Source organism: Streptomyces sp. NPDC007164, from assembly GCF_040634135.1.
GTDB classification, from domain to species: Bacteria; Actinomycetota; Actinomycetes; order Streptomycetales; family Streptomycetaceae; genus Streptomyces; species Streptomyces sanglieri.
Genome location: NZ_JBEYFB010000002.1, coordinates 159,528 through 186,061, shown reverse-complemented (window position 1 = coordinate 186,061; position 26,534 = coordinate 159,528). Strand labels below are relative to the sequence as shown.

Annotated in this window: 24 protein-coding genes and 1 tRNA gene; 15 read left to right on the top strand and 10 right to left on the bottom strand. The window is 72.2% G+C overall.

Annotated elements, in window-relative coordinates; all coding sequences use genetic code 11:
* Positions 1-290 precede the first annotated feature (290 nt).
* The 3 genes from ABZ622_RS05365 (at position 291) to ABZ622_RS05355 (ending at position 5,826) form a co-directional block, all read left to right on the top strand.
* On the top strand, positions 291-1,304 hold the full coding sequence (locus ABZ622_RS05365) for a slipin family protein (protein WP_360540595.1): 1,014 nt from the start codon (positions 291-293) through the stop codon (positions 1,302-1,304).
* 215 nt (positions 1,305-1,519) lie between these two features.
* A complete protein-coding gene (locus ABZ622_RS05360; RefSeq protein WP_360540593.1) occupies positions 1,520-4,525 on the top strand; it encodes a DEAD/DEAH box helicase in 3,006 nt (1,001 codons plus the stop codon).
* Complete coding sequence (locus ABZ622_RS05355; RefSeq protein WP_360540591.1) at positions 4,522-5,826, top strand: SWIM zinc finger family protein; 1,305 nt, start codon at positions 4,522-4,524, stop codon at positions 5,824-5,826. Before ABZ622_RS05360 ends, ABZ622_RS05355 begins: the two co-directional genes overlap by 4 nt.
* 16 nt (positions 5,827-5,842) lie before the next feature.
* Here ABZ622_RS05355 and ABZ622_RS05350 read toward each other — a convergent pair whose 3' ends face one another.
* Positions 5,843-6,154, bottom strand: coding sequence for a hypothetical protein (locus ABZ622_RS05350; RefSeq protein ID WP_360540589.1), 312 nt, complete (start codon positions 6,152-6,154; stop codon positions 5,843-5,845).
* Between the two features lie 368 nt (positions 6,155-6,522).
* Positions 6,523-7,038, bottom strand: coding sequence for a DUF3574 domain-containing protein (locus ABZ622_RS05345; RefSeq protein ID WP_360540587.1), 516 nt, complete (start codon positions 7,036-7,038; stop codon positions 6,523-6,525).
* A gap of 304 nt (positions 7,039-7,342) precedes the next feature.
* Here ABZ622_RS05345 and ABZ622_RS05340 point away from each other — a divergent pair, with 304 nt between their 5' ends.
* The 3 genes from ABZ622_RS05340 to ABZ622_RS05330 all read left to right on the top strand — a co-directional run bounded on the left by ABZ622_RS05340 (position 7,343) and on the right by ABZ622_RS05330 (position 8,677).
* Positions 7,343-7,786, top strand: a complete 444-nt coding sequence (locus ABZ622_RS05340) for a Rid family hydrolase (RefSeq protein WP_360540585.1) — start codon at positions 7,343-7,345, stop codon at positions 7,784-7,786.
* Between the two features lie 41 nt (positions 7,787-7,827).
* The gene (locus tag ABZ622_RS05335) at positions 7,828-8,559 is read left to right on the top strand and encodes a hypothetical protein (RefSeq protein ID WP_360540583.1); all 732 of its coding nucleotides are present in this window, start codon (positions 7,828-7,830) and stop codon (positions 8,557-8,559) included.
* 32 nt (positions 8,560-8,591) lie between these two features.
* A tRNA-OTHER gene (locus tag ABZ622_RS05330) sits at positions 8,592-8,677 on the top strand.
* Positions 8,678-8,993: 316 nt separating this feature from the next.
* Here ABZ622_RS05330 and ABZ622_RS05325 read toward each other — a convergent pair.
* Entirely contained in the window at positions 8,994-9,611 is a 618-nt protein-coding gene (locus ABZ622_RS05325; protein ID WP_360540581.1) for a peptidase, read from the bottom strand.
* 13 nt (positions 9,612-9,624) lie between these two features.
* Complete coding sequence (locus tag ABZ622_RS05320) at positions 9,625-10,836, bottom strand: pyridoxal phosphate-dependent aminotransferase (RefSeq protein ID WP_360540579.1); 1,212 nt, start codon at positions 10,834-10,836, stop codon at positions 9,625-9,627.
* Positions 10,837-10,922: 86 nt separating this feature from the next.
* On the opposite strand from ABZ622_RS05320, the gene ABZ622_RS05315 reads away from it, so the two are divergent.
* Both ABZ622_RS05315 and ABZ622_RS05310 read left to right on the top strand, forming a co-directional pair.
* Positions 10,923-11,591 carry a winged helix-turn-helix transcriptional regulator gene (locus ABZ622_RS05315; RefSeq protein WP_360540577.1) on the top strand — a complete coding sequence of 223 codons (669 nt, stop codon included), beginning with the start codon at positions 10,923-10,925 and terminating at the stop codon, positions 11,589-11,591.
* Between the two features lie 193 nt (positions 11,592-11,784).
* Positions 11,785-12,249 (top strand): cupin domain-containing protein, encoded by a 465-nt coding sequence (locus ABZ622_RS05310; protein ID WP_360541013.1) that lies wholly within the window; start codon positions 11,785-11,787, stop codon positions 12,247-12,249.
* A 26-nt stretch (positions 12,250-12,275) separates the two neighbouring features.
* On the opposite strand, the gene ABZ622_RS05305 is transcribed toward ABZ622_RS05310, so the two are convergent.
* Positions 12,276-12,641, bottom strand: a complete 366-nt coding sequence (locus tag ABZ622_RS05305) for a nuclear transport factor 2 family protein (protein WP_360540575.1) — start codon at positions 12,639-12,641, stop codon at positions 12,276-12,278.
* Positions 12,642-12,726: 85 nt separating this feature from the next.
* Between ABZ622_RS05305 and ABZ622_RS05300 the strand changes: the two genes are divergently transcribed.
* Entirely contained in the window at positions 12,727-13,869 is a 1,143-nt protein-coding gene (locus tag ABZ622_RS05300) for a nucleotidyltransferase domain-containing protein (RefSeq protein WP_360540573.1), read from the top strand.
* A 140-nt stretch (positions 13,870-14,009) separates the two neighbouring features.
* On the top strand, positions 14,010-14,660 hold the full coding sequence (locus ABZ622_RS05295; protein ID WP_360540571.1) for a uridine kinase: 651 nt from the start codon (positions 14,010-14,012) through the stop codon (positions 14,658-14,660).
* Between the two features lie 34 nt (positions 14,661-14,694).
* On the opposite strand, the gene ABZ622_RS05290 is transcribed toward ABZ622_RS05295, so the two are convergent.
* Entirely contained in the window at positions 14,695-15,642 is a 948-nt protein-coding gene (locus tag ABZ622_RS05290; RefSeq protein ID WP_360540569.1) for a PfkB family carbohydrate kinase, read from the bottom strand.
* Positions 15,639-16,625 carry a pseudouridine-5'-phosphate glycosidase gene (locus ABZ622_RS05285; protein ID WP_360540567.1) on the bottom strand — a complete coding sequence of 329 codons (987 nt, stop codon included), beginning with the start codon at positions 16,623-16,625 and terminating at the stop codon, positions 15,639-15,641. Before ABZ622_RS05285 ends, ABZ622_RS05290 begins: the two co-directional genes overlap by 4 nt.
* A 152-nt stretch (positions 16,626-16,777) precedes the next feature.
* Between ABZ622_RS05285 and ABZ622_RS05280 the strand changes: the two genes are divergently transcribed.
* Positions 16,778-17,140, top strand: a complete 363-nt coding sequence (locus ABZ622_RS05280; RefSeq protein ID WP_360540565.1) for a cupin domain-containing protein — start codon at positions 16,778-16,780, stop codon at positions 17,138-17,140.
* Positions 17,141-17,187: 47 nt separating this feature from the next.
* Here ABZ622_RS05280 and ABZ622_RS05275 read toward each other — a convergent pair whose 3' ends face one another.
* The 3 genes from ABZ622_RS05275 to ABZ622_RS05265 all read right to left on the bottom strand — a co-directional run bounded on the left by ABZ622_RS05275 (position 17,188) and on the right by ABZ622_RS05265 (position 20,302).
* Complete coding sequence (locus tag ABZ622_RS05275; protein WP_360540563.1) at positions 17,188-18,564, bottom strand: MFS transporter; 1,377 nt, start codon at positions 18,562-18,564, stop codon at positions 17,188-17,190.
* A 160-nt stretch (positions 18,565-18,724) separates the two neighbouring features.
* Complete coding sequence (locus ABZ622_RS05270; protein WP_360540561.1) at positions 18,725-19,267, bottom strand: methylated-DNA--[protein]-cysteine S-methyltransferase; 543 nt, start codon at positions 19,265-19,267, stop codon at positions 18,725-18,727.
* Positions 19,268-19,354: 87 nt separating this feature from the next.
* Positions 19,355-20,302 carry a glycerophosphodiester phosphodiesterase family protein gene (locus ABZ622_RS05265; RefSeq protein WP_360540559.1) on the bottom strand — a complete coding sequence of 316 codons (948 nt, stop codon included), beginning with the start codon at positions 20,300-20,302 and terminating at the stop codon, positions 19,355-19,357.
* Between the two features lie 214 nt (positions 20,303-20,516).
* Here ABZ622_RS05265 and ABZ622_RS05260 point away from each other — a divergent pair, with 214 nt between their 5' ends.
* The 4 genes from ABZ622_RS05260 (at position 20,517) to ABZ622_RS05245 (ending at position 26,402) form a co-directional block, all read left to right on the top strand.
* A complete protein-coding gene (locus ABZ622_RS05260; RefSeq protein ID WP_360540557.1) occupies positions 20,517-21,392 on the top strand; it encodes an MHYT domain-containing protein in 876 nt (291 codons plus the stop codon).
* 62 nt (positions 21,393-21,454) lie between these two features.
* Complete coding sequence (gene uvrB / locus ABZ622_RS05255) at positions 21,455-23,575, top strand: excinuclease ABC subunit UvrB (RefSeq protein ID WP_360540555.1); 2,121 nt, start codon at positions 21,455-21,457, stop codon at positions 23,573-23,575.
* 131 nt (positions 23,576-23,706) lie between these two features.
* Positions 23,707-24,285: a TerD family protein gene (locus ABZ622_RS05250; protein WP_124718298.1), complete on the top strand. Its 579-nt coding sequence runs from the start codon at positions 23,707-23,709 to the stop codon at positions 24,283-24,285.
* Between the two features lie 173 nt (positions 24,286-24,458).
* Positions 24,459-26,402: a TerD family protein gene (locus ABZ622_RS05245; RefSeq protein ID WP_360540553.1), complete on the top strand. Its 1,944-nt coding sequence runs from the start codon at positions 24,459-24,461 to the stop codon at positions 26,400-26,402.
* Positions 26,403-26,534 lie beyond the last annotated feature (132 nt).

Sequence of the window (26,534 nt, the reverse complement as noted above, 5' to 3'; positions counted from 1 at the left end):
CCGGCTCGTTGCACGGCACTGGCGCCGCGCATGCCACGGGGTACGCACGGATGGTCACGGAGCGCGTACTCGGTAGGTGCTGACGCTGGCCACCCTGCCCACTCCCCGAAGCCCCGGCATCCGGGGCGCGGCCGGGCGGGGGACGGGCGGGAGGGCGGGGACCCGATCCATGTTCATATCGATTGATATTGGGCATACCGTGGTAATAGCGACTGATTCGTGTGATCTGCATGATTCTGGATCACCCGAATCGGCAGCTTTCGGCAGTTTCCGGCTTTCAGGGGGCCGTCATGGTCCAGGAGCTCGTGATCGCGATAGTGGCGGCGGCCTCGGCGGGCGCGCTGTACACGGCGGCGGCGGCCAAGGTCGTCAAGCAGTACGAGCGCGGTGTGGTGCTGCGGCTCGGCAGGCTCCGTGACGACGTACGAGGGCCCGGGTTCACCATGGTGCTCCCCGGCATCGAGCGGCTGCGCAAGGTCAACATGCAGATCGTGACGATGCCGGTGCCGGCACAGGACGGGATCACCCGGGACAACGTCACGGTGCGGGTGGACGCGGTCATCTACTTCAAGGTCGTCGATGCGGCGAGCGCCGTGATCCAGGTCGAGGACTACCGGTTCGCGGTGTCGCAGATGGCCCAGACCTCGCTGCGCTCGATCATCGGCAAGAGCGATCTGGACGATCTGCTGTCCAACCGCGAGAAGCTGAATCAGGGCCTTGAGCTGATGATCGACAGCCCGGCGGTCGGCTGGGGCGTTCAGATCGACCGGGTGGAGATCAAGGACGTCTCGCTGCCGGAGACGATGAAGCGCTCCATGGCCCGCCAGGCCGAGGCCGACCGTGAGCGGCGGGCCCGGGTCATCAACGCGGACGCCGAGCTCCAGGCGTCGAAGAAGCTCGCCGAGGCGGCGAAGGAGATGTCCTCCCAGCCGGCCGCACTCCAGCTGCGTCTGCTGCAGACGGTGGTGGCGGTGGCGGCGGAGAAGAACTCCACGCTGGTGCTGCCGTTCCCGGTGGAGCTGCTCCGCTTCCTGGAGCGGGCGCAGCAGCCCGCTCAGCAGCCGCAGCTCGCGCAGCAGCCCGCAGAGCAGCCTTCCGCGCGGCAGCAGGTGGCGCCGCCGCAGACCGGTCAGCCGCAGCGCGCCGCGCAGGGCCAGCGACCCGCGCAGGCTCAGCCGAGGCCTCGGCCTCGGCCGCCGTCGTCCGGGGCATCCGCACCCACCCCCTCACCCCCGCCCGTGCCCGCACCGCCGAACGCCGTTCCGGCCCGGCCCTCCCGTCCGAAGCCATTGGCCAGGCACTGAGCCGGCCCGCCCGCACCGGCCCTCTGCCGACCGTCCCCCGCCCTGGTCCGACCGACACGGACCGGGGCGTTTCATGTCGTGTCTGACCTGCTGGAACACGGGTGAGAGTCCGGTTGTCAGAGCCCCCGCCTAGACTCGCAGGAGTCGACAAAGAACAAGGCGATCAAGAGGGTCCAAGAGGGCCGAGCCGATCAGGGCGGGAGGGGAGGGGACCGATGAGTACGGCACAGCACCAACAGGACGCCGCCACCCTCCGTCTGCTGCGCTGTGCCGCCGTCTTCCTGCCCGCGCCGCTGCCGAGAAGCGGGCGGGTTGCCTTCTGGGATCCCGCGGGCGGCCCTCTCCCGGAGCCGGGCGACGTCCGCGCGCACCCCTCGGACCCGGAGAGCCCGGCCCCCGGTGCGAGCACGGCCGAGATCACCGTCGCCCGCCGGCACGGGCAGGGCGACGACGTCCGAAGGCAGACGGTGCCCGCGCTGCTGCTGCCCGTCGCCGATGCCCTGCCGCTGCTGGTGCGGGCCCGACACCAGGAGTCCGCCCACCCCGCCACGCGCTGCTGGGGCGCCGCAGCGCTCCAGGCGCTCAACCTCGCGGCGCGCGGCAGGCTGCTCCCCGGTCTGACGGTCGACGACCACGACGCCTGGCGGGCCGGGCCGCGCGACGCCGAGGACATCGCCCATCTCCGGGCGATCGCCGCCGCCATGCCGGGCGAGGGCCACGCGGTCCCGCTGCCGGACCTCACCCCGCTCCGGCTCCCCGACCCCCAGTGGCTGCTGGGCTCCTTCCTCGACGCGGTCGCCGACACCCTGCCCCGTACACCCGCCGCGGCGTACGCGATGGGGGCGCCCTTCGCGTCCCGCGAGGCCCAGCACCTGCCGGGGGCGCGTGACTGGGCGGTCGAGGTCGCGTCCGGGCTCGACGCGGGTGTACGGGTGTCGCTGCGCCTGGACCTGTCGGCGTACGAACTCTTCGACACGGCCGACGCGTACGACGCCTCCGGTACGTATGGCACCGCCGGTACGTACGACTCCTCCGACGCACACGGCATCTCCGACGTCACCGGTCCCGGCGAGGGCGAGGCCGAGGTCACCGCGCACCGCACCGGCGCCGCTCGGCACGCGGCCGCGGCCATCACCCTGGTGCACAGCCTCGCCGACCCGACCTATGTCACCGACGCCGCCGCGCTGTGGAACGGCGGGGCGGGCGAGCCGTTCGGCCCGCGCGCCAGGATCGACGCCGTGCTGGCTCTGCGCCGCGCCGCCCGCGTCTGGGCGCCGCTGGAGCGGTTGCTGGACCAGCCGGTGCCCGATGTGCTCGCCCTTGAGGAGGACGAGCTGTACGAGCTGCTCAGCGACGCCGGAGCCCGGCTGACGGCGGCCGGAGTGAGCGTGCACTGGCCCAGGGAGCTGGCCCGTTCGCTCACCGCCTCCGCCGTCGTGCGGCCCGCACCCGGCTCGGCCACCGACGGCACCTCGTTCTTCGACGCCGAGCAGCTCTTCGCCTTCAACTGGCAGCTGTCGCTGGGCGACGAGCGGCTCACCGAGGCGGAGATGGACATCCTCGCGGAGGCCCACCGGCCGGTGGTGCGCCTGCGGGACCAGTGGGTCGTCGTCGACCCCGCGCTCGTACGCAAGGCACGCAAGCGGGAGCTCGGCCTGCTCGATCCGGTCGACGCCCTCTCCGTCGCCCTGACCGGCACCGCCGAGGTCGACGGCGAACAGGTCGAAGCGGTGCCCGTCGGTGCGCTGGCCGCGCTCCGCGAGCGCATCACCGCCGACCACACCGTCATCGCCCCGCCGCCCGGCCTCGACGCCACCCTCCGCGACTACCAGCTGCGCGGCCTGGCCTGGCTGGACCGGATGACCTCGCTCGGCCTCGGCGGCTGCCTCGCCGACGACATGGGCCTGGGCAAGACGATCACCCTCATCGCGCTCCATCTGCACCGCGCCCACCCCGAGCCCACCCTCGTGATCTGCCCCGCCTCCCTCCTGGGCAACTGGCACCGGGAGATCAACCGCTTCGCTCCCGGTGTCCCCGTGCGCCGCTTCCACGGCACCGACCGCACACTCACCGGGTCCGGCGGCGGCTTCGTCCTCACCACGTACGGCACGATGCGTTCCAGCGCCGCCCAACTGGCCGGTCACGGCTGGGGCCTGATCGTCGCGGACGAGGCCCAGCACGTGAAGAACCCGAAGTCCTCCACGGCGAAGGCGCTGCGCACCATCCCGGCCCCGGCCCGGGTCGCCCTGACCGGCACCCCGGTGGAGAACAACCTCTCCGAGCTGTGGGCCCTGCTCGACTGGACCACCCCAGGACTGCTCGGCCCCCTCAAGGCGTTCCGGGCCCGGCACGCCCGCATCGTCGAGAACACCGGCACGGCCGCCGGGCTCGCCAACGACGAAGCGGTCGAACGGCTCTCCCGGCTGGTCCGGCCCTTCCTCCTGCGCCGCAAGAAGTCCGACCCGGGCATCGCCCCCGAGCTGCCGCCCAAGACGGAGACCGACCACCCCGTCTTCCTCACCCGCGAACAGGTCACGCTCTACGAGGCGGCGGTCCGCGAGACGATGGCGTTCATCGAGGCGTCGGAGGGCATCGCCCGGCGCGGCCTGATCATGAAGCTGCTGGCCTCGCTCAAGCAGATCTGCAACCACCCCGCGCAGTATCTGAAGGAGGAGCCGACCCGGCTCGTCGGCCGCTCCGGAAAGCTCGCCCTGCTCGACGAACTGCTCGACACGATCCTCGCCGAGGACGGTTCCGTCCTCATCTTCACCCAGTACGTGACCATGGCCAGGCTTCTCTCCGCCCACCTCACCTCGCGCGGCGTCCCCTCCCAGCTCCTGCACGGCGGCACACCGGTCGCCGAGCGGGAACGGATGGTGGACCGCTTCCAGTGCGGCGAGGTCCCGGTCTTCCTGCTCTCCCTCAAGGCGGCGGGCACCGGCCTCAATCTCACCCGGGCCGCCCACGTCATCCACTACGACCGCTGGTGGAACCCGGCCGTCGAGGAACAGGCCACGGACCGGGCGTACCGCATCGGCCAGACACAGCCCGTGCAGGTGCACCGGCTGATCGCGGAAGGCACCGTCGAGGACCGGATCGGTGAGCTGCTGGAGGCCAAGCGGGCCCTGGCCGACACGGTCCTCGGGACCGGCGAGGCCGCGCTGACCGAGCTGAGCGACCGCGATCTGGCCGATCTCGTCTCGCTCCGGAGGCCGGCATGAGCCCCCGCCCGCACACCGGCCACGACCCCCGCCCCGTCGCCCGCCCGCGCCCCGGCCCCGACGACCTGCGGCGCACCTTCGAGGCCGTACCGCCCCGCACGGGGGACGGCGACGAACCCTTCGCGGACAGCTGGTGGGGGCGTGCCTGGGTGGCCGCCCTGGAATCCCTCTCGATGGACGAGGCCCGGCTCTCCCGAGGCCGTACGTACGCCGACAGCGGCAAGGTCGCCGCGATCACCGTCACCCCCGGCCGGGTCGTCGCCTACGTCCACGGCAGCCGCCCCCGCCCCTACCGCTGCGAGCTGCGGCTGCGGACCCTCGCCGACCCCGACTGGGACACCTTCCTGGACGCGGCAGCGGTCCGGCCCGGACACCTCGCCGCGCTGCTCGGCAAGGAGATGCCGCACTCACTGGCCGACACGGCGGCCGAGGCCGGCATCGCACTGCTGCCCGCCGCGGGGGACCTCGACCCCGGCTGCTCCTGCCCGGACCACGGCTGGCCCTGCAAGCACGTGGCCGCGCTCTGCTATCAGATGGCGCGGCTGCTGGACACCGACCCGTTCGTCCTGCTGCTGCTGCGCGGCCGGGGCGAGCGGGAGCTACTCGAAGAGCTGGGCCGCCGCAACGCCGCCCACTCCGCGCGGGAACGCCCCCCGGCCCCCGACACCCCCTCCGTGCCGGCCCGCGAGGCCCTCGCAGACCGCTATCTCCCGCCGCTCCCCGCCCCGCTTCCGGTGCTGCCGCATCCCGCGCAGCCGCCCTCGTACCCGAGCCTGCCCGGCGCACGCGACCCGCTCGCCCTCGACCACCTCGCCACGGACGCGGCGGCCCGCGCGCAGGCGCTGCTCACCACCGGCCTCGATCCGCTCGCCGGACTCACCTCCTGGCAGGACGCGGTGCGGCTGGCCGCGTCCCGGCCCACAGCCGGGCTCACCGCCACCACTCGCGCCCTCTACCGCGAGCTGGCGTACGCCACCGGCCGCACCACCACCGACCTGGCCCGCGCGGTCGCGGCCTGGCGCCAGGGCGGCGCCGGAGGGCTGGCCGTCCTCGAAACCCCCTGGGATCCCCCGGCCGGCCCCTTCGACCGGGCCCGCCCCGCGCTCGCGGCCGCCGGCTTCCCCCGCTTCCAGCCCCGGCGCAACCACCTCACCCACCCCGGCGGCACGCTCCAGCTCCGCTTCGGCCACGACGGCCGCTGGTACGGCTACGAATCCGACCCGGGCGAGGACGACTGGTGGCCCCGCGCCACGCCGGACACCGACCCGGTGAGCGCGCTCATGGAGCTGAGCGGGGGCTGAACCGGCCCTGTGGGCCTCAGGAGTTCTGCAGATAGACGAAAAGGGCGATCAGGAACACGGCGACGATCGGCAGCATGATCAGCCCTGCTTTGCGGAACGCCTCGTTGTCCTGCTGGGACAGGCCCTGGTCGGCGCCGTGCACCGATGCCAGATGCTCCCCCGCCATGTCGACGATCTTCTTCATGGTCAGGAGCGACGGCGACCAGTCGCAGTGGGCGCAGACGAGGAAGTCGCGGTACGGGTCGTACCGGAAGTCCCGCTCGATATTGACCGTGAACACCTGACCGTCCGGTGTCGTGGCCGTGAAGTGGCGTACTGGCGTGCCCATGTGGATCGTTCCCCGTTCGGTGCGTGTGTACGGTCCCGTACCCGGCCGCGGCACAGTACCCGACAGGACCGCGCCCGGTCCCGCCGCCGTCGGCGCGGCAGCACGGCATCCACGACATCCCCGGCGAAGCCGGGCGGCACCGGTTCGCGGCGGAGCAGTACCCCCATCCGGACCGCCCCCGCGATCAGGTCCAGCGACAGCATCGGGCCGGGGCCCGCGGGGAGTTCGCCGCGGCGGGAGTTCACGCGCCGGCGCACCGGATCAACCGGCCGCGCGGGCGCAGGGCCCGCGCGGCGGCATGACCGGCGGCGTGACCGACGGCATGACCGGCGGCGTGGCCGGGTGACGGCCCGGGTTGACGGCTGGGGTCAGAAGTCGGCGGTCGTACGCTCTTCGAGCCGGGCCACCGAGTCCTGGGCGTAGGCCTTCTCGTAGGCGTCGCGGATCCGCTCGATCTGGATGTCGCGCACGCGGGCCTCGGACGCGGGGTAGAGCAGGGTCAGTTCGTAGCTGCGCTCCCGTTCGATGACGCCGTTGGAGTCCCGCCACTGCCCCCGGCCGTCCTGGATGGTCAGCCCGTTCGGGAAGCGCGGTGTGACCTCCTCGTCGATGAACGCCAGGAACTGACGATCGGTCACATTCGGTCCGCCGTCGGGGCGTTCGGTGCCGAAGAGGAGCCGGGTCTCGATGTACGCCTTCCCGCGTGTGGCGAGGGCCGACGCCGTGGACCGAGAAGCCGCAGGGGCTTCGTCGCCGAGCGTGGCATACGCGACGGGCGTGCCCACGGCCAGTACGGCCAGGGCGACGGCGGCCGTGGTCAGCGCGGTGCGCTTCTGCGGGCCGGTGCGGCCCTGCGGTGACGTGAAGCGGTGGATGCGAGGCAAGGCGGGGCCTTCTTTCGGCGTCCGGGGAGGCGGTGGCGGGTGGTGTCCACAAGCGGGTGATGTCCGCAAGGGGGTGGTGTCCGCAGGCAGGTGGTGCCCGCGAGCGGATGGGGTCCGTACGCGGGGCGCCTGGGGAGAGCCCACGGGCCGGGTGGTGCGGACCTGCGGGCCTCACTGTGACAAGAGGCCCCCGCCGGACAGTGGCAAGGACATGGGCGTCCGGTGGAAACCACCCGTACGCGTCGGTCCGGAGCGTCGGCGAAATCCCGCTGCGCCCCGGCGCACGGGCCGCCACAATCGCCGCATGACCACGGAGATCGGCCGGATCAATCCGGAGCAACTTCACCCCACGCCCGGCTATCACCACATCACTGTCGTGGAGGCGGTCCGGACCGCGTATCTGGCCGGGCAGTGCCCGCTCGACCGCTCGGGCACCCTGGTGGGGCCGGGCGACCTGGACGCCCAGATCGACCAGGTCGTGGCCAACGCACTCGTCGCGTTGGCCGCGGTGGGGGCCGGACCGGCTCAGGTCGTCCGGTCGGTGATCTACGTCGTCAGCGACGATGCAACGGCCCTGGGAGCCACCTGGCACAGACTCATCGGCTCGGCCCTCGGGCCCGCGTTCACCAGCGCGAGCACACTGCTCGGCGTCGCACGGCTCGGCTTCACGGGACAGCTCGTCGAGGTCGATCTGACCGCGGCCCTGCCCGCCCGAGCCGCCGAAGCAGCGGAACGAGCCCCGCGGTAATCGTTTGTTCGTACCAGCTCGGCGCTGTTAGGTTCCGTGACGTGGCGAAACTCAATCAGATCATCGCAGTGGAGAAGGGCGTCAAGTCCAAGGCTCACCAGGACCTGACGGCGGCCCATCACGGCCTCCAGAAGACCGGCCTGCTTGCCGGAATCTCCCGGACGTACCAGCCGAAGGACGAGGAGGGCGAGCAGCTGCCGCCCGAGTCGACTCTGGTGCAGATCAAGGCCGAGGACGTGCTGCGGGAAACCGCGGCGACCCTGACCCGGCTCTTCGATGTGACCGCCACGAAGGACTGGGCGAACTGCTCGGCCCGCGCCGACGTCAAGGTCGACGGCCGGGTGCTGGTGAGCGAAGTTCCCGTCTCGTATCTGCTCTTCCTGGAGAAGCAGCTGACGGACCTCAACACCTTCATCCGCAAGCTGCCCGTGCTCGACGCCGCGGAGGCCTGGACCCAGGACCCGTCGACGGACTCCTGGAAGACCGAGCCGGTGCGGACGCTCCGTACCAAGAAGGTGCCCCGCAACCACGTGAAGGCGGAGGCCACCGAGAAGCACCCGGCGCAGGTCGAGGTGTACTACGAGGACATCCCGATCGGGTACTGGACGACGGTGAAGTTCTCCGGCGCACTCCCCGCGCGGCGCGTCAACGAGCTGCTGGACCGGGTGGAGAAGCTCCAGCAGGCCGTGAAGTACGCCCGCGAGGAAGCCAACGGCGCGGACGTCACCGACCAGCGGGTGGGTGATGCGGTATTCGGTTACCTCTTCGGGTGACCGACCATTGATTCCCCGGCCGACCAATTTCGGCCGGGGTGCGCCAGGAGCGCAAGCTGAAACTGAAGCTTGTCGTGACGACGCGGTTCCAGTGGAGGTTCGAGTCCTCCCCCCGGCACTCAGTGCGCTCCGGCGCACGAACGGGCCGGGGTGGCCCAAATGGTAGAGGCAGACCGCGATCAATCTCAGACTCTTGCTCCAGACTCAGCATTCGCCACCCATCGCCGAATCAAACGGGCCCGTGCCCACGGGCGTCGAGATGCCGGTTCGACTCCGGCCCGCAGAGCTTCGATCTGCGGTCGTCTAAAGGCAGGACGCGGCGACATCAACCTGACACGGGTCCTTAAAAGTGTCGGCGTGCCGTACGGGTGGCACACCAGGGCTCGGGGGCCGGCTACGCCCCCGGGCCCGCTCCTGTTCCGGGCGACGCGCAGTCAGGCGCTCGCGGGCAGCGACACCCCGCGCCCCGCGAAGAAGCGCTCGAAGTCGGGCAGCGCCAGCTCCGCGGCCCGGGTCCGCGCCGTCGTCCCCGACGGGTTGTGGAAGTGGACGCCCGTGCCGTCGGCCGTACGGGACGTCAGCAGCACCAGATGCCCGCCCCGCCCGGGAGCCGGCCGCCCCGGGTACCGGATGCCGTAGTGCACCGAGGCCATGACCGTACGGCCGCCGTCCAGCAGGCCGAGGATCTCCTCCGGCGAGAGATGCCGGTGCACCGTGGCGTCCACGCCGTGCGCCTCGCGTGCGTACTCGGCGAAGGGGGCGTAGATCAGCCCCCGGATCTCCCCCCGCGCGTCCTGTGTGTAGGCGCCGTACCGGAGCGCCCCGTCGCGCAGCGCGAACAGGGACGGGGCCCCGGCGCCGAGCGCCATGCGCAGACAGGTCATCCCGCACAGATGGCCCGACCAGCGCGCGTACTCGGCCGGTGACTCCGCGCCCGACTCCGCCCACGCCGGGTCGGTGGCCGGATCGACCCCGTCCTCCACGATCGGGCCGACGAGTCCGGGCGAGGCGAACTGGGTGTGGACGGGAAAGCGGCAGGCGGAGCAGGTCACCGGGGGCATCCGATCACTGGCGGTATCCGGTCAGGAAGCGGCCGATACGGCTGATCGCCGCGTCGAGATCGTCAGCGTACGGGAGCGTGAGGATCCGGAAATGGTCGGGCCGCGGCCAGTTGAAACCGGTGCCCTGGACGACCTGGATCTTCTCCCGCAGCAGCAGATCCAGCACGAACTTCTCGTCGTCGACGATCCGGTGCACCTTCGGGTCGAGGCGCGGGAACGCGTACAGCGCGCCCTTCGGCTTCACGCACGACACCCCCGGGATCTCGTTCAGCTTCTCCCAGGCCCGGTTGCGCTGCTCGTACAGCCTGCCCCCCGGCGCGACCAGCTCCCGGATCGACTGCCGGCCGCCCAGCGCGGCCTGAATGGCGTACTGCGCGGGCGCGTTGGGGCACAGCCGCATGGAGGCGAGCGTGGTCAGCCCCTCCAGATAGTTGCGGGCGTGCTGCTGCGGGCCGGAGACCACCATCCAGCCGGAGCGGAAACCCGCCACGCGGTACGTCTTCGACAGGCCGCTGAAGGTGAGGCAGACCAGGTCGGGAGCGAGGGCCGCCACACTGTGGTGCTCGGCGTCGTCGTACAGGATCTGGTCGTAGATCTCGTCGGCGAACACCATCAGGCCGTGCCTGCGCGCCAGGTCGAGGATGCCTTCGAGGATCTCGCGCGGGTAGACGGCACCGGTCGGATTGTTCGGGTTGATGATCACGACGGCCTTGGTGCGGTCGGTGATCTTCGAGGCCATGTCGGCGAGATCGGGATTCCAGTCCGACGCCTCGTCACAGGTGTAGTGCACGGACTTACCACCCGCGAGGGTCACCACCGCGGTCCACAACGGGTAGTCGGGGGACGGGACGAGCACCTCGTCCCCGTCCTCCAGCAGCGCCTGGACGGCCATCGAGATCAGCTCGGAGACGCCGTTGCCGAGGAAGACGTCGTCGACCCCGACATCCGGCAGTCCCATCGCCTGATAGCGCTGCGCCACGGCCCGGCGGGCGGACAGGATGCCGCGCGAATCCGTGTAGCCGTGGGCCTGCGGAAGCATCCGGATCATGTCCTGGACGACCTCCTCCGGCGCCTCGAAACCGAAGAGCGCGGGGTTGCCCGTGTTGAGCCGGAGCACGCTGTGGCCCGCCTCCTCCAGGGCGTTGGCGTGCTCGATGACAGGGCCCCGGATCTCGTAACAGACCTCGTTGAGCTTGCTGGACTGCCGGAATTCCATGCGGTGGCCTCCCCGACCTGATTGCGATACTTGGTTTTACCAAGCTCAGGCTTGGAAAGTCCAACAACATGTCTAGACTGCGTCGCATGCCACGTCAGCAACAGCCCGCAACACGCCCGGTCCGCCGCCGGAGCTACGACCAGTTCTGCGCCACCGCACGCGCCCTCGATTCCGTGGGTGACCGATGGACGCTGCTGATCGTCCGTGAACTGCTGGCGGGCCCCCGCCGCTACACCGACCTGCACGCCGACCTTCCGGGTGTCAGCACGGACGTGCTCGCCTCCCGGCTCCGGGACATGGAGCAGAACGGCCTCGCCACCCGCCGCCGGCTCCCGCCGCCCGCCGCCGCCTCGGTCTACGAGCTGACCGAGCGCGGCCACGGACTGATGCCGGTGCTCGCCGCGCTCGCCGAATGGGGCGCGCCCGCGCTCGCCGAACGACGCCCGACCGACGCGGTGCGGGCCCACTGGTTCGCGCTTCCACTGCTGCGCGCGCTGGACGGGCCGGCCTACTCCGGGGTCGTCGAAGTACACCTGGACGAGGGCGAGTTCCATGTGCGCGCCGGCGTTGCGGAGGAGGGAGAGGCGGTGTACGGGGACGGTCCCGCCGACCGTGCCGATGCCCGTATCGCGCTGGACGCCGAGGTCTGCCTGGAGCTCGCGCGCGGCGGGCTGACCCTCGCGGAGGCCGTCGAGGGCGGCCGTGTCGAGGTGTCGGGCGACGGGCCGCTCGCCGCTGCGCTGCGCGGTGAGTGACGGGGCGGCAGGAGAGTGAGCTGTGGTTCGCCCTCGCCGCGTGAGCTGCCGCGCCGACCTCCGCGTGGATCATGGACACCGGCCGGTCCGGGGGCGATCGCCGGACGCCGAGGCGGAGGAGCCGGGTGTGCGCGGCGGTGGGCAGCGGAGGAACGGCGAGCGGTGGGCGGGCCGGGGACGGTCCGCGAAGGCCCTGGCTCTGGTGGGCTGTGTGGCCGCGCTCGGCCTCGTGCGGCCGGTGGCCGTCGCCACCCCGGGCAGCGGAGTGAGCGGCACGGTCCTCGCGAAGGGCACATCGACGGGGAAGCTGGAGGTGCGCACGCCGGACGGCCGCACCGATGTGACCTTCCGGACCATCACGGTCGAGCCGGGAGGCTCCACCGGCTGGCACACCCATCGCGGCCGGCTGATCGCCGTCGTCAAGTCCGGGACGCTGACGCGCACTCTGGACGACTGCTCGGTCCAGGAGACGCCCGCGGGCTCGTCGTTCATCGAGCCGTCCGGGGCCGACCACCGGCACATCGGGCGCAACCTGGGCACCGAGCCCGTCGTGCTGTGGGTGACCTATCTGCTGCCGGAGGGCAGCGAACTCTCCGACGAAGCCGAGGCGGTGGACTGCGGCACGGGGAGAGGGCGCGCGCCGTCCGCCCACCGATAGCGCCGGACCGGCCGGCCGGACGGCCGTCAGTTGGCGAGCGTCTCGCCGTACGCCCCGAAACCGGAGATCACCAGGCCGTCGCGGAAGATCAGCACCTCGCTGACCCGGCCGCCGATCTGGTTGCGGTAGTCGATCACCAGGGCGTGGACGCTCACCCGGACGTCCACCAGCTCGAACCTCAGCTCGGGGATGCGCTCCAGGCCCGTCGCCCAGTACGCGCGCAGCGCCTCCTTGCCGTGCACCGTGCCGGAGGCGTCGCCGGTCAGCTGCGCGAGGACGGGTGAACTGAACGTCACGTCGTCGTGATAGTGCGTCAGAATGTGGTCCAGATCATGGGAGTTCCAGCCGTCCAGCCACTCGGCGGCGAATGCGCGGGCGAATGCGAGGTCCATGGGGAAGAGCGTAGGAGGCGGACCCGCCGCGGACGGAGCATTTTCGAATGAGGGAGACAGCGGCCGACGACAGGAGGGAACGGCCATGAACGGGCAGATCCCGCAGGACCGGACGGATACGGGCGGACTCGACCCGGCGCGGCGCGCCGCGTTCGCGCAGGAGCTGCTGCGGGCGCTCGCCGCGTACTGCCCCGGTTCGCGAGCGGAGCTGCGGGGCTCGCTCGCCCGCGGAACGGCGGACGAGTACAGCGACATCGACATCGCCTGGACGGTGCCCGACGACCGGTTCGACGCCTGCCTCGCCGCCGTTCCCGAGGTGCTCGGAGCGGTCGTGCCCCTGGACTCCCTCCGTACGGATCCCGATTCGCGGAACTCCCGTGAGCGGCGGCTGCTCTTCGTCGCCTTCCGAGGGCTTCCGCTCTTCTGGCGGGTGGATCTGGAGTTCGTGGCGTCCCGGGCCGCCCGGGGCGAGGGCCACTCCGCGGCGCCCGGTGACGGCTGGTCGCCGTACGCGAGCGCGCTTGCCAACGCGGTCGCCGCGACGAAGGCCGTACTGCGCGGGCAGCCGACGAACGCCCGGGGGCTGCTGGAGCGCGGCTTCCGGCGCATCGACGCGCCGGACGACGTGTCCGGGCGGTGGTACGCCGACATCCGCAGGCTCGCCGAAACGGCGGCCGGGCGCGAACCGGAGCTGCGCCCCCTCGCCGACCGGGTGCTGAGCCTCGCCGAGGGCCACCGGGCGCAGCTCAGGTGGTGGACGTTTCCCGCCGGCGTACGCGAGCGGGTCGACGAACTGGTCCTGGCGGGACGGGACATCCAGGCCGTCCGGGCGATGCGGGAGAGTGGCATCGCACCCCGTCCGGAGCTGCACGAATGCGTGGAGGTGCTGGACGGGCGCCACCGGGCCCTCGCCGACCGCATGCCGCCCCCGGCCCGCCCGGACGTGGACACCATGGCCGCCGCTGCCCGCGCTCTGCCCCGCGGTCCGGTGGCCGTCGAGGCGGTCTGGGACGGCGACACCCGGGGCTGGGCCGTGGTGCTGACCGCCGTTCTGGCCGGGCCGTGGGAGAGCGTCGTCCTGGACGGCTTCCGGATCGGCGCGGCGGGGACCGGCGAGGCGGCGCGGACGGGCCGGGAACTGGCGGAGCGGCTGGGCGTCCCGTTCCGCTTCGCGAGCCCCGACGAACCCGACGAGGACGCCCCTCGCTGGTGGGACGCCCGGCACTGAGCGCCCGGCACTGAGCGGCGGGCACCGAGCGGCCGGCCCGGGGCGACGACGGGCCGGGAGCGATGACGGACCGGAGGCGACGACGGGCCGGGGGCGATGACGGACCGGAGGCGATGACGGGCCCGCGCGATGATGGGCGGGTGCGATTCGAAGCGATCACCTGGGAGCGGCTGGCCGAAGCCATCGCCGCACGGACCGACACCCTGGAACCCGCCGACGGCGGCCCCTGGCTGAAGGTCGCCGTGGACGGCGCTCCCGCGGCCCGCACCGGGGAGCCGGCCGACCGCGTCGCACAGGCGCTGCGGGTCCGGGGCCGCGCGGTACTGGTGGTGTCCACCGAGGGTTTCCTGCGGCCGGCGAGCCTCCGGTACGAGTACGGCAAGGAGGACCCCGACTCGTACTACGGCAGCTGGTTCGACACGGGCGCGCTGTGGCGCGAGGTCTTCGGGCCGCTGGAGGCCGGCGGGAGCGGGCGGGTGCTGCCCGACCTCTGGGATCCGGTGACCGACCGGGCCACCCGCAGCCCGTACCGGCCGCTGCCCGAGGGCGGGGTGCTGGTGGTGCACGGGCCACTGCTGCTGGGGCACTGGTTCCCGTTCGACCTGAGTGTCCATCTGCGGCTGTCGCCGGGCGCGCTGCGCCGCCGTACCGGGGAGGCGGAGCGCTGGACGCTGCCCGCCTTCGCGCGGTACGAGGACGAGGCGGCGCCCGGCGACCACGCGGACGCGGTCGTACGCGCCGACGATCCGCTGCACCCGGCCTGGACCGGGTGGCGCGGGACGGCGGGCTGACGTCACGGTCGGGGAACGCGGCCTTCGGCCGTACTCAGGGGCCCGGACGGCCGCCCACGGTGGTGACCGCCTCCGCGCCCGCCCGGCATCCCGCCGCCGCGGCCGAAGCGGCGTCCGCACCCGCCAGACGCGCCGCGAGAAAACCGCCGGTGAACGCGTCGCCCGCACCCGTCGAGTCCACCGCCCCGCCTGCCTGAACGGCCGGGATGTGCCCGGTCACCGCACCGGCGGCGGCGAGCAGGGCTCCGTCCTCGCCGAGCGTGACGACCACCCGGCCCACCTGGAGACTCAACTTGGCTGCGGCATCGGCCGGTTCGGGCAGTCCGGTGAGCAGCCGGGCCTCGTCCGCGTTGGGCAGCAGCAGATCGGCGCCCTCCACGGCGGCCAGGAACCGGTCGGTGCCCAGCTCGGCGAGGAAGCCGGCCGAGGCCGGGTCGACGCTCACCGGGATCCGCCGCGACCGCGCCTCCCGCAGGGCGAGCAGGGCCGTCGCACGGCTCGTCGCGGCGAAGAGAAGGTAGCCGGAGAGATGGAGATGGGCGACGCCGTCCAGCATCGACGGTGACCAGTCGTCGGGGGACAGACGGAGCACGGCACCGCTGTCGGTGAGGAAGGTGCGCTCGGCGGTGGAATCGACGAGCGCGACGACGGTGGCGGTCGGCGCTTCCTCGTCCACGGCCAGCAGAGAGCGCACCCCCGCCCGCCGCAGCGCGGCCCGGTGCCAGTCCGCGCTGTCGGCACCGACCCTGGCCAGCAGCCGCACATCGGCACATCCCGAACGGGCCGCCCAGCAGGCGACATTGGCCCCCGCGCCGCCGGGAAGGGTACGGATCCGGGCCGAGGTGTCCGTGCCGTGGACCAGTGCCGTCCGGTGCCGGGCCACCACATCCGTGACCACGTCCCCGATGACGAGCAGCCCGCCGGCCGTCGCCCCGTCGTCAGTGGTCGTCCGGTCACCGCCCGGCGCCCGGCCGTCGGTCATTGTCCGGCCGCCCGGCCGGGCCGCGGGGCCGGGCCCTCGGGAGGCCGGGCCGCCCAGGCGCCGGAGATCCGCGCGGCGAGCGACACATTGGCGCGTACGGCCGCCAGATTGGCCTCCAGCGAGGCGCCGCCGGTTCCCCGCATCAGCCGGTCCAGCAGGAACGGTGTGACGGCCTGGCCCACGATGCCGCGCTCCCGGCATTCCGCCAGGGCCTCGGCCAGCACACGGTCGTGGAGTGCGGGATCCAACTGGTCCGCCACGGGGACGGGGTTGGCGACGACGAGCGCGCCCCCCGGTCCGCCGAGCACGTCCTGGGCCCGCATCACGTCCGCGACCTCCTCGGGCGTCCGCACGGTCCAGTCGACCGGCTCGCCCGAACTGGTCAGATAGAAACCGGGGAAGAGGCCGGTGCCGTATCCGAGAACGGTGATGCCCAGCGTCTCCAGGCGTTGCAGCGTCGCCGGGACGTCCAGGATCGACTTCACACCGGCGCACACCACGGTGATGCCGGTCCGCGCCAGGAGCCGGAGATCGGCGGACTCGTCCTGGGTCCGCGTCCACTCCCGGTGTACGCCGCCGAGGCCGCCGGTCGCGAAGACGCGCAGCCCGGCGCGGGCGGCCAGGAACGCCGTGGCGGACACGGTCGTCGCCCCGCTCGCGCCCGTCGCCAGGGCCGGCGCGAGGTCCCGGTGCCCCAGCTTCCGCATCCCGGGGTCCGTGGCGACCCGCTCCAACTGGGCTTTGTCCAGGCCGATATGGGCCCTTCCGTCGAGTACGGCGATCGTCGCGGGCACCGCGCCCGACGACCGTACGAGCCCTTCGAGCTCCTCGGCGACCCGCAGATTGCGGGGACGCGGCAGACCGTGGGCGATGATCGTCGACTCCAGGGCCACGACGGGGTGGTGCGTGGCGAGGGCCGCTCGTACCTCGGGGGAGAGGACGGGGGCGCAGGGGTGTGCGCGATGCGACGCGTTGGATGACATGTCCACATCCCTGTCGCGGGCGCGGCCGCCTCAAACGTGCGGCCGGGGCGACGGACCCGTCCGGCGCGCGCCGGACTGGCCGGGATTCCGCTTGCCATTTCGGCGCATCCTGCTGCCGAGTCGTTTCCCGTCGGTCGCTAAGGTGACCGGCCATGACCACATTTGATCAAGCCCCTGCCTCGTTCGCCGTGCACATTCCGAACGCGGAACTTGAACCGGAGCCGCTGGACCCCGCGCAGATCGTCTCGGGCGAGCCCGTGGTGACCGGCAAGGTGCTCTGGGAGTCGGCCGACGGCAAGCAGGTGCGCGGCATCTGGCAGATCACGCCCGGCGTGGTCACCGACACCGAGGCCAACGAACTCTTCGTGGTCGTCAGCGGACGCGCGACCGTGGTGGTCGAGGGCGGTGCGACGCTGGAGATCGGGCCGGGGGACGCCTGTGTGCTGCGCGAGGGCGACCGTACGACGTGGACGGTGCACGAGACGCTGCGCAAGGCGTACCACATCAGCCTCTGAAGCCCTTCCGGCAACTTCTGAAGCCTTCCGGGGGGCTTCCTCGCGGTTCAGTCGGAAGCCCCGGGCGTGGCTGTGTGCGTGGACGTGGACGTGGGCGCGGGTGCGGGCGTGGCTGCGGGTGCGGGTGCGGGCGTGGGCCGGGCCAGCGCCCGGCGCAGTGCCAGTGCCGCCATCGGCAGCAGCAGACAGGCTCCGACCACGTTCAGCCAGCCGTAGCTCGCCCGGGCGACGATGACCCCGGCGACCGCTCCGCCGATGCCCGCCGCCGTGTTCATGGTCAGATCCGACAGACCCTGCACGGCGGCGCGGGCGGGCTGCGGCACGGAGTCGGTGAGCAGCGCCGAACCGGCGACCAGCCCCGCCGACCAGCCGAGACCGAGCGTGAAGAGACCGGCCGCCGTCTGCCCGTGGCTGGGGCCCGCCGTTCCGGCCAGCAGCGCGGCGCAGGAGAGCAGCCCGACCGCCAGACCGATCACGGCGAGCCGGCCGAAGCGGTCCGACAGCCAGCCCATCACCGGGGAGAACGCGTACATCCCCGCGATGTGGCCGCTGATGACCAGGCCGATCAGCTGGAGCCCGGCGCCGTGATGGCCCAGATCGACCGGGGTCATCACCATGATCGAGACCATCGCGGTGTGCGAGACGGCCACCGTGACCAGCGCCAGCCGTGCCATCGGCGAGGCCCGCACCGCCGCGATCCCGGCGCGCAGCGACCGGCCGGCCGGCGAACCGTCGCCCTGTGGCGCCAGCGCCCGCGCCGTGAGCAGCGGGTCCGGCCGCAGCAGCGCCCCGACCACCAGGGCGGCCAGCAGGAAGATCCCGGCCGCGAAGACGAACGGGCCCGCCTTCTCGGACACCGGGCCGCCCCGGAAGAGATGGCCCACCGGGGCGGCGATGTTCGGCCCGAGGACGGAGCCGATCGTGGTGGCCCAGATGACGGTGGAGATCGCCCGGCCGCGCCGGTCGGGCTCGGCCAGATCCGCAGCGGCGAACCGGGCCTGCAGATTGGCCGAGGACCCGGCGCCGAACCCGGCCATGCCGAGCAGCAGCAACGGGAAGCTGTCCACGAGCGTGGACAGGACCACCAGCCCCGCACCGAGCGCACCGATCAGATACGCCAGTACGAGACCGGGGCGCCGACCGCGCGCGGTCATCAGCGCGGCCAACGGCAGCGAGAGCAGCGCCGTTCCGGTCACCGAAGCGGTCGGGGCCAGACCGGACAGCGCCTCGGAGCCGCTCACCTCGGTGGCCAGCACGGGGGCCAGGGCGATGCCGATGGGCACGCCGAGGCCGCCGAGTATCTGGCTGCCGATGAGCACCGCGGACGTTCTGCGCCGGAGCCCGGGCAGCTCGGCCTCCGAGACCGGGGCGGCGGGGCGGCCGGGCCCGGTGGGGGTGTCAGGTGCGTCGAGGGTGTTGGTCACTGGCGCAGTGTGCCAGTGACGTACACGGGTGCGAAACAGGGTCCGGGCCGGGTGCGGCCGGCGCGGCTCCGCGCGGGGTCCGGGATCGCCCGACCCCTCGCAGCCCGACCCTTCGCAGCCCGCCCCCGGCGGGCCGGACCGGAGGGCTCCGGCACCCGGCTCAGAACAGCGGCCGGGGCAGCACACCCTCCAGAGCCAGCAGCTGCCGCTTGGTTTCCAGCCCGCCGCCGAACCCGCCGAGACCGCCGTCGCTCTCCACCACCCGATGACACGGCACCACCACCGGCAGCGGATTGGACCCCATGGCCGCCCCGACCGCCTGCGCGGCGCCCGGCTGCCCCACCCGCCCGGCGAGATCCCCGTACCCGACGACCGTCCCGTACGGCACGCCCGTGGCCAGCTCGCGGAGCACCTGGCGGTTGAAACCGGAGGTCAGCGACCAGTCCAGATCGAGCGAGAACTCCCGCGACGAGCCCGCGAAATACGCCGCGAGCTGACGTATCGGCTCGGCGAGCCGGGCGGAGCCGGGAGACTCCACCGGCTCCGCGCCCAGTCGCGTCCGCAGCTGTTCGACCGCCTTCTCCCGCGCCTCGGGACGGGCGTGGAAGAAGACGCCCACCAGCCCCTTGCCGGTCGCGGCGAGCAGCAGCGGGCCGATGTCGCTCCCGACGACGGCCCACTCGACAACCCCGTTGCTGTTCATGTGGACCACCGTACGGCCGGCCACTGACAACGGGGCCGGGCGGACCGGCGGGGCGGACGGGCGGGGCGGACCGGCCGACCGGAGGGGTCAGCGGGTGGCTTCGCGCACCACGTCGGGGTTGTTGGTGATGATCCCGTCCACGCCCAGGCCCGCCACCTTCGCGGCGGTCGCCGCGTCGTTGACCGTCCAGGTGTTGACCCGGAGCTTCTTGCCGTGTGCGCCCTTCAGCGCGTGCACCGCGTCCACGTAGTCGGCCGAAACCGATGTGTAGGACGGGTTGATCTGGTCGGTGAAGGCCGCGTACGAGGGCAGATCGGCCACCGCGGGAGTGCCGAGGAAGCCCGTCGTGACGTCCGGGCGCAGCTGGTGCACCTTCTTCACGCTGTCCGCGCCGAAGCTCTGGATGACGAGCCTGTTCTTCACGTGCGAACGGTCGAGCCACCCCTTCTGGCGCAGCACCCGCAGGGTCTCCTTCTCGATCCCCGGGTAGATTTCGGGGCTCTTGATCTCCAGGAGCAGCTTCTGGCGGTTGCGCTCGACCCGGTCCAGGTACTGCTTGAGCGTGGGCACCCGGGTCCCGGCGAACTCCGGACCGAACCAGCTGCCCGCGTCCAGCCGGGCGATCTCCGCCGCCGTGAAGTCCTTGACCGCCCACGAGGTCCGGCCCGGGAAGACCTCCTCGGCGTCGGTGGTCCGCTTCAGATCGGTGTCGTGCACGACCACCAGCACGCCGTCCTTGGTGAACTGGACGTCGTTCTCCACCCAGTCGAAGCCGAGGGCGTCGGCCTTGTCGACGGCGGCCAGGGTGTTCTCCGGCGCGTAGGCCGAGGCGCCCCGGTGGGCGAAGACGACGGGGGCGGTCCGCTTCGTGCCCGGGGTCCGGGCGCTCACGGCGCTGACGCCGGTGACCGCCGTCGTGTGCCCGGCCGCGGTGGTCCGGCCCGTGGTCTGCGTATCGGCGGGCGACATCAGATACGCGCCGGCGCCCATCAGAGCGGCGGCGGAGAGGGCGGCGGTCGCGGTGCGTACGTACACGGGTGCTCCTTGCGTCAGAGTTGCGGACGGGCCGAGAGTGACAGCCGCGCCCCAACGGGGGACAGGCGAAGGATGGCCACAACGTGAACGTGGCCGACGATGCCGGGTAACGGGCCGGATTCCCTCTCGATAAAATGCAGCTCTTCTGTTTGTCTGCCGGGACTCGCGCCTTAGGGTCACCCCGAACCCGGGCTTCCGCGAAGGGCGTACGAGCATGCAGGGCACGATCGACGGTTTCAGCTACGGAGCGGTGACGCCCGTCGCGGCCTTCCTCATGGCCTGCCTGGGCGCGGCCCTCGGACTGCGCTGCACCAACCGCTCGCTGCGCACCGAGCGTTCCTTCAAGGCAGGCTGGCTGGCCCTCGGCGCCACCTCCATAGGCTCCGGCATATGGACGATGCACTTCATAGCGATGATGGGTTTCTCCGTGGACGGGGTGAGCATCGGCTACGACATGCCGATCACCTTCGCCAGTCTCGGGGTCGCCGTCGCCATGGTCGGCGTCGGCATCTTCATCGTCGGCTACCGGGGCGCCACCAGGATGGCCCTGGTGACGGGCGGCACGATCACCGGGCTCGGCGTGGCCACCATGCACTACCTGGGCATGGCCGGAATGCGTCTGGACGGACAGTTCGAGTACGACACGTTCACCGTGGCGCTCTCCGTCGTCATCGCCGTGGTGGCCGCGACGACCGCGCTCTGGGCGGCCGTCTCCGTCCACGGATTCCTGCCCAGCCTCGGGGCCAGTGTCGTCATGGGCGTCGCGGTGAGCGGCATGCACTACACGGGCATGGCCGCGCTCAGCGTCCATCTGCACCCCGACGCCGTCGCGGGCGACGGATCGAGCGCACCGCTGGTCCCGCTGCTGATCGGCCCCGCCTGCTTCCTGATCCTCGCCGCGGTGGTCGTGATGTTCGATCCGCTGATGGTGATGGGCACCCCGGACTGGGACGACCCCGGGGCCCCGGGCGGGGCCGGCCGGAAGCCCGGGATCCCGGCCCAGCGGCAGGTGCCCAGGTTCGGGACGCACGCCGACCCGGCGTCCTTCCACTCCCGGCCGCGCGACCCCGCGCCACCGGGAGAATGGTGACGCGGCCCCGGCATCCGGGCTGACCCGGCCCGGTTGTCAGTGGTGGGTCGTACGGTGGTTCCATGCGGCCCGTTTCGAAGATCGAACGTTCGGTGGCGCCTTTCGAGGTCGTCAGTCCCTTCCAGCCCAGCGGCGACCAGCCCGCGGCCATCGCCGAGCTGGAGCGGCGCATCCGCGCGGACGAGAAGGACGTGGTCCTGCTCGGCGCGACCGGCACCGGTAAATCGGCGACCACCGCGTGGATGATCGAGAAGCTGCAGCGCCCCACGCTCGTGATGGCACCGAACAAGACGCTCGCCGCACAGCTGGCGAACGAGTTCCGCGAGCTGCTGCCCAACAACGCCGTCGAGTACTTCGTCTCGTACTACGACTACTACCAGCCCGAGGCGTACGTACCGCAGTCGGACACCTACATCGAGAAGGACTCCTCGATCAACGAGGAGGTCGAGCGGCTGCGCCACTCCGCGACGAATTCGCTGCTCACCCGGCGCGACGTCGTCGTGGTCGCCTCCGTCTCCTGCATCTACGGCCTCGGCACGCCCCAGGAGTACGTGGACCGGATGGTCCAGCTCAAGGTCGGTGACGAGATCGACCGGGACCAGCTGCTGCGCCGCTTCGTAGAGATCCAGTACAGCCGCAACGACCTCGCCTTCGCCCGGGGCACCTTCCGGGTCCGCGGCGACACCATCGAGATCTTCCCGGTCTACGAGGAGCTCGCCGTCCGCATCGAGATGTTCGGCGACGAGATCGAGGCGCTCTCCACCCTCCACCCGCTCACCGGCGAGGTGATCAGCGAGGACCAGTCGCTCCACGTCTTCCCCGCCAGCCACTACGTCGCCGGTCCCGAGCGCATGGAGAAGGCGGTCAGCGGCATCGAGCAGGAGCTGGAGCAGCGCCTCGCCGAGCTGGAGAAGCAGGGCAAGATGCTGGAGGCCCAGCGGCTGCGGATGCGCACCACGTACGACATCGAGATGCTCCGCCAGATCGGCACCTGCTCCGGCGTCGAGAACTACTCGATGCACTTCGACGGCCGCTCGCCCGGCACCGCCCCCAACACCCTCCTCGACTACTTCCCCGAGGACTTCCTCCTCGTCCTCGACGAGTCGCATGTCACCGTGCCGCAGATCGGCGCCATGTACGAGGGCGACGCCTCCCGCAAGCGCACCCTGGTCGACCACGGCTTCCGGCTCCCCTCCGCGCTCGACAACCGCCCGCTGAAGTGGGAGGAGTTCCTGGGCCGGATCGACCAGACCGTCTATCTCTCCGCCACTCCGGGGAAGTACGAGCTGTCCCGGGGCGACGGCTTCGTGGAACAGATCATCCGCCCCACCGGCCTCGTCGACCCGGAAGTGGTCGTCAAACCCACCGAGGGCCAGATCGACGACCTGGTGCACGAGATCCGTACGCGCGCCGAGAAGGACGAGCGGGTCCTGGTCACCACCCTCACCAAGAAGATGGCCGAGGACCTCACGGACTACTTCCTGGAGCTCGGCATCCAGGTCCGCTATCTGCACAGCGACGTCGACACGCTGCGCCGTATCGAGCTGCTGCGCGAACTGCGCTCCGGCGAGTACGACGTACTGGTCGGCATCAACCTCCTGCGCGAGGGCCTCGACCTGCCCGAGGTGTCGCTCGTCGCCATCCTCGACGCGGACAAGCAGGGCTTCCTGCGCTCGGGGACGTCCCTGATCCAGACCATCGGGCGAGCCGCCCGAAACGTCTCGGGACAGGTTCATATGTACGCGGACAAGATCACCCCGGCTATGGCGCAGGCCATCGACGAGACCAACCGCCGCCGCGAGAAGCAGATCGCCTACAACACCGAGCGCGGTCTCGACCCGCAGCCGCTGCGGAAGAAGATCAACGACATCGTCGCGACGATCGCCCGCGAGGAGGTCGACACCGAGCAGCTGCTCGGCACCGGCTACCGCCAGGCGAAGGGCGCCAAGGCACCCGTTCCCGCGCTCGGCATCAAGACGGCCGGCGCCAAGAAGGCCAGGGGCGGCGGCGAGACGGTCACCGACCGGCCCGCCACCGAACTCGCCGGGATCATCGAGGAGATGACCGACCGGATGCGGGCGGCGGCCGCGGACCTCCAGTTCGAGGTGGCCGCGCGACTGCGTGACGAGGTCGGGGAGTTGAAGAAGGAACTGCGCCAGATGCGCGAAGCGGGGCTTGCCTGAGCCCGCGGCATCCGGTGTGTTGCAGAACCGACACAAAACGGCCCCGAGCGGTCGCGTCGCCGGCGCGACTGCGTAGGGTGCGGGGAAACCGCGCACGGACGGTTGCGGGGAAAGCGGAGAGGGGACAGCGCGTGACGGTCAATATGACCAAGGGTCAGGCCATCAGCCTGCAGAAGAGCGACGGGGGGACCCTGACCGCGGTGCGGATGGGGCTCGGTTGGCAGGCAGCGCCGCGCCGGGGTCTGTTCGGTTCACGTACACGGGAGATCGACCTCGACGCGTCGGCGGTTCTCTTCGCCGACAAGCAGCCGGTCGACGTGGTCTTCTTCCGTCACCTCGTCAGTGACGACGGATCGGTCAAGCACACCGGGGACAACCTGGTCGGCGGCGCCGGCTCCGGCGGCGACGACGAGGCGATCCTCGTCGACCTGCAGCGGGTGCCGGTCCACATCGACCAGATCGTCTTCACGGTGAACTCCTTCACCGGCCAGACGTTCCAGGAGGTGCAGAACGCCTTCTGCCGCATCGTCGACGAGACCAACGGCCAGGAGCTCGCCCGCTACACGCTGGACGGCGGCGGGCAGTACACCGCCCAGATCATGGCCAAGGTGCACCGCGCGGGGAACGGCTGGCAGATGACCGCGCTGGGCAACCCGGCCAACGGCCGCACCTTCCAGGACCTGATGCCGGCGATCCTGCCGCACCTGTAGGCAGGGCCCGACCGATGGAGGGTGCCGGGGATCCCCGGCACCCTCCCAGCCGGTACACACCGGTACCCGCAGCTCCCGGAGGCATCGGCCGCCGGGAGCTGCGACACATCGCGCCGCACCGCACGCGGCACGACGCGCAACACGCAGCAGCGAATCGTCGAGGGGACAGGGCAATGACGGCCGAGCTGGTCCGGGGGCAGAACCACACCTTGCCCCAGACCCGTCTGGAGATCCGGGTATCGGCCGGCACGCCCGTCGTGGCCGGTGCCACGCTCGGCGACGAGAACGGCACGGTGCGCGGCACCGAATGGATAGCCCACCCGGGATCGCCCCAGCTCCCCGGGCTCGAAGTATCCCGGCAGGCCGCCGCCGACCACCGGCTCGCCGTGGACCTCGACGCACTGCCCGGCCCGGTGCACCGGGTCACCGTGCTGCTGGCCCTGCCGACCGGCGTCGGCGGCCCGGTCCGGTTCGGCGCGGTGGCCTCCCCGTTCGTCGCCGTCACCGGGCTCGACGGCACCGAGATCGCCACCTTCACGCTCACCGGCCTGGACACCGAATCCGCGGTCGCCGCCCTGGAGCTGTACCGCAGGCAGGGCGCCTGGAAGGTACGCGCGGTCGGCCAGGGTTACGCGGGCGGCCTGGACGCCATGCTCGCCGATCAGGGCGTGCCCCGGGCCGCCGAGCTGGCCCATTCCATCCAGGACGCGGTCACCCGGGCGATGGCCCGCTCGGTCGCCCCGCCTCCGCCGCGCACCCCGGACGCCGACCGGGTCGCCCCCGGCGCCGGCGCGCCCGGCCCCGTACCGCCCGCGGACGGCCGCCGGCCCGCCCCCCAGCAGCCCGAGCCGATCGCGGAGCCCGCCACCCCGCCGCCCGGCGCCACGACGGGCGGTCCCATCAGCTACGCGCATCCGCGCCGCCAGTCCGCCGCACCCCCGCCGCCCCCTCCCACCGCGCCGCCCGCCGAGCCGGGCCGCCCCGCACAGCCCGTCGCCGGGGACGCGACCGGCTGGTCCATGGACGAGCGCCTCTACAACCAGATCTGGGGCATGTTCGAGGATCTGGCCCGCACCACCGCCGCCTATCGCAGCGCCGTCGACTTCGCCGAGTCCCGCATGGGCCAGGAGCTCGACCGCACCCTGTCCGACCCGCGCAGCCGGATCGGCGGCGCGGGGGACCGGGCCCGCGAGGAGGCCCGCGCCAAGCGCGACGAGCTGACCACCCGCGCCCGCGAGGCCCTCGACCGCGACCTGGCCCAGCTCGTCGCCGAGGCCGCCGTGGTGGAACCCGCGCTGCCCGCCGCGTTCGCGGGCTGGGACAACCCCGTCTGGCATGCCTACCGCGTCCCCATGGAGATCCCCATGGCGCTGCGCATCGGCGACCTCCACCTGCCCGAGAACCCCGCCCTGCACATCCCGCTGCTGGTCCGGCTGCCGCTGGAGCGCGGGATGTGGATCGACAGCGGCCGTACGACGTCCGACGCCGCGGCCCTGATGGACGGCGCCCGGTTGCGCAGCCTCGCCATGGAGTGCGCGGTCGCGCACGCGGCCCGGCTGCTGGCGGTCTACCCGGCCGACGAGTTCTCGGTCCATGTCATCGACCCGGCGGGCTCCGCGGCCGGAGCGCTCGCACCTCTGGTCCGGTCCGGGGTGCTGGCCGGGCCGCCCGCCTCCGGAGCCGGGGGAGTGGCCTCGGTCCTCGCCCATCTCACCCGTCGCGTCGACCTGGTGCAGATGGCGGTCCGGGCCGGCGCCGCCGACTCGCTCCCGCCGGACGTGGACACCGGCGAGCAGCTGCTGATCGTCAACGACTTCCCGCACGGCTTCGACGACCGGTCCGTCACCCAGCTGCGCTACCTCGCCGACGAGGGGCCCTCGGTCGGCGTCCATCTGATGATGGTCGCGGACCGGGAGGACGCCAGTGCCTACGGGCCGGTGCTGGACCCGCTGTGGCGTTCGTTGCTGCGCGTCACTCCGGTCGCCGACGACCATCTGTCCGACCCCTGGGTGGGGCACGCCTGGACGTACGAGCCGCCCCGGATGCCGTCCGGCAGCCGGGTCCTGGAGCAGGTGCTCGCCAAGGTGGCGGCCGCCCGCCGCCCCCGCCGCCCCTGAGTGCCGGGCCTACCGGCATCTGATCCTTACCCCTCTGACCAGCGCTTTTGAAAGATCTTTACCCTCTTCTTTACCTTTCCTTGGTGTTCCCTGTACTGTTCTTTGAACGGAGGGGAGTACTCCCATACGCGG

Excerpts from the sequence above, each read along its gene's own strand:
- ABZ622_RS05270 (WP_360540561.1), bottom strand. The coding sequence starts at position 19,267 with ATGAACAGCAACGGGGTTGTCGAGTGGGCCGTCGTCGGGAGCGACATC.
- ABZ622_RS05340 (WP_360540585.1), top strand. The coding sequence starts at position 7,343 with ATGACCACGGAGATCGGCCGGATCAATCCGGAGCAACTTCACCCCACG.
- ABZ622_RS05290 (WP_360540569.1), bottom strand. The coding sequence starts at position 15,642 with ATGACCGACGGCCGGGCGCCGGGCGGTGACCGGACGACCACTGACGAC.
- ABZ622_RS05320 (WP_360540579.1), bottom strand. The coding sequence starts at position 10,836 with ATGGAATTCCGGCAGTCCAGCAAGCTCAACGAGGTCTGTTACGAGATC.
- ABZ622_RS05280 (WP_360540565.1), top strand. The coding sequence starts at position 16,778 with ATGACCACATTTGATCAAGCCCCTGCCTCGTTCGCCGTGCACATTCCG.
- uvrB (WP_360540555.1), top strand. The coding sequence starts at position 21,455 with ATGCGGCCCGTTTCGAAGATCGAACGTTCGGTGGCGCCTTTCGAGGTC.
- ABZ622_RS05285 (WP_360540567.1), bottom strand. The coding sequence starts at position 16,625 with ATGTCATCCAACGCGTCGCATCGCGCACACCCCTGCGCCCCCGTCCTC.
- ABZ622_RS05365 (WP_360540595.1), top strand. The coding sequence starts at position 291 with ATGGTCCAGGAGCTCGTGATCGCGATAGTGGCGGCGGCCTCGGCGGGC.
- ABZ622_RS05315 (WP_360540577.1), top strand. The coding sequence starts at position 10,923 with ATGCCACGTCAGCAACAGCCCGCAACACGCCCGGTCCGCCGCCGGAGC.
- ABZ622_RS05305 (WP_360540575.1), bottom strand. The coding sequence starts at position 12,641 with ATGGACCTCGCATTCGCCCGCGCATTCGCCGCCGAGTGGCTGGACGGC.
- ABZ622_RS05300 (WP_360540573.1), top strand. The coding sequence starts at position 12,727 with ATGAACGGGCAGATCCCGCAGGACCGGACGGATACGGGCGGACTCGAC.
- ABZ622_RS05260 (WP_360540557.1), top strand. The coding sequence starts at position 20,517 with ATGCAGGGCACGATCGACGGTTTCAGCTACGGAGCGGTGACGCCCGTC.
- ABZ622_RS05350 (WP_360540589.1), bottom strand. The coding sequence starts at position 6,154 with ATGGGCACGCCAGTACGCCACTTCACGGCCACGACACCGGACGGTCAG.
- ABZ622_RS05245 (WP_360540553.1), top strand. The coding sequence starts at position 24,459 with ATGACGGCCGAGCTGGTCCGGGGGCAGAACCACACCTTGCCCCAGACC.
- ABZ622_RS05360 (WP_360540593.1), top strand. The coding sequence starts at position 1,520 with ATGAGTACGGCACAGCACCAACAGGACGCCGCCACCCTCCGTCTGCTG.
- ABZ622_RS05355 (WP_360540591.1), top strand. The coding sequence starts at position 4,522 with ATGAGCCCCCGCCCGCACACCGGCCACGACCCCCGCCCCGTCGCCCGC.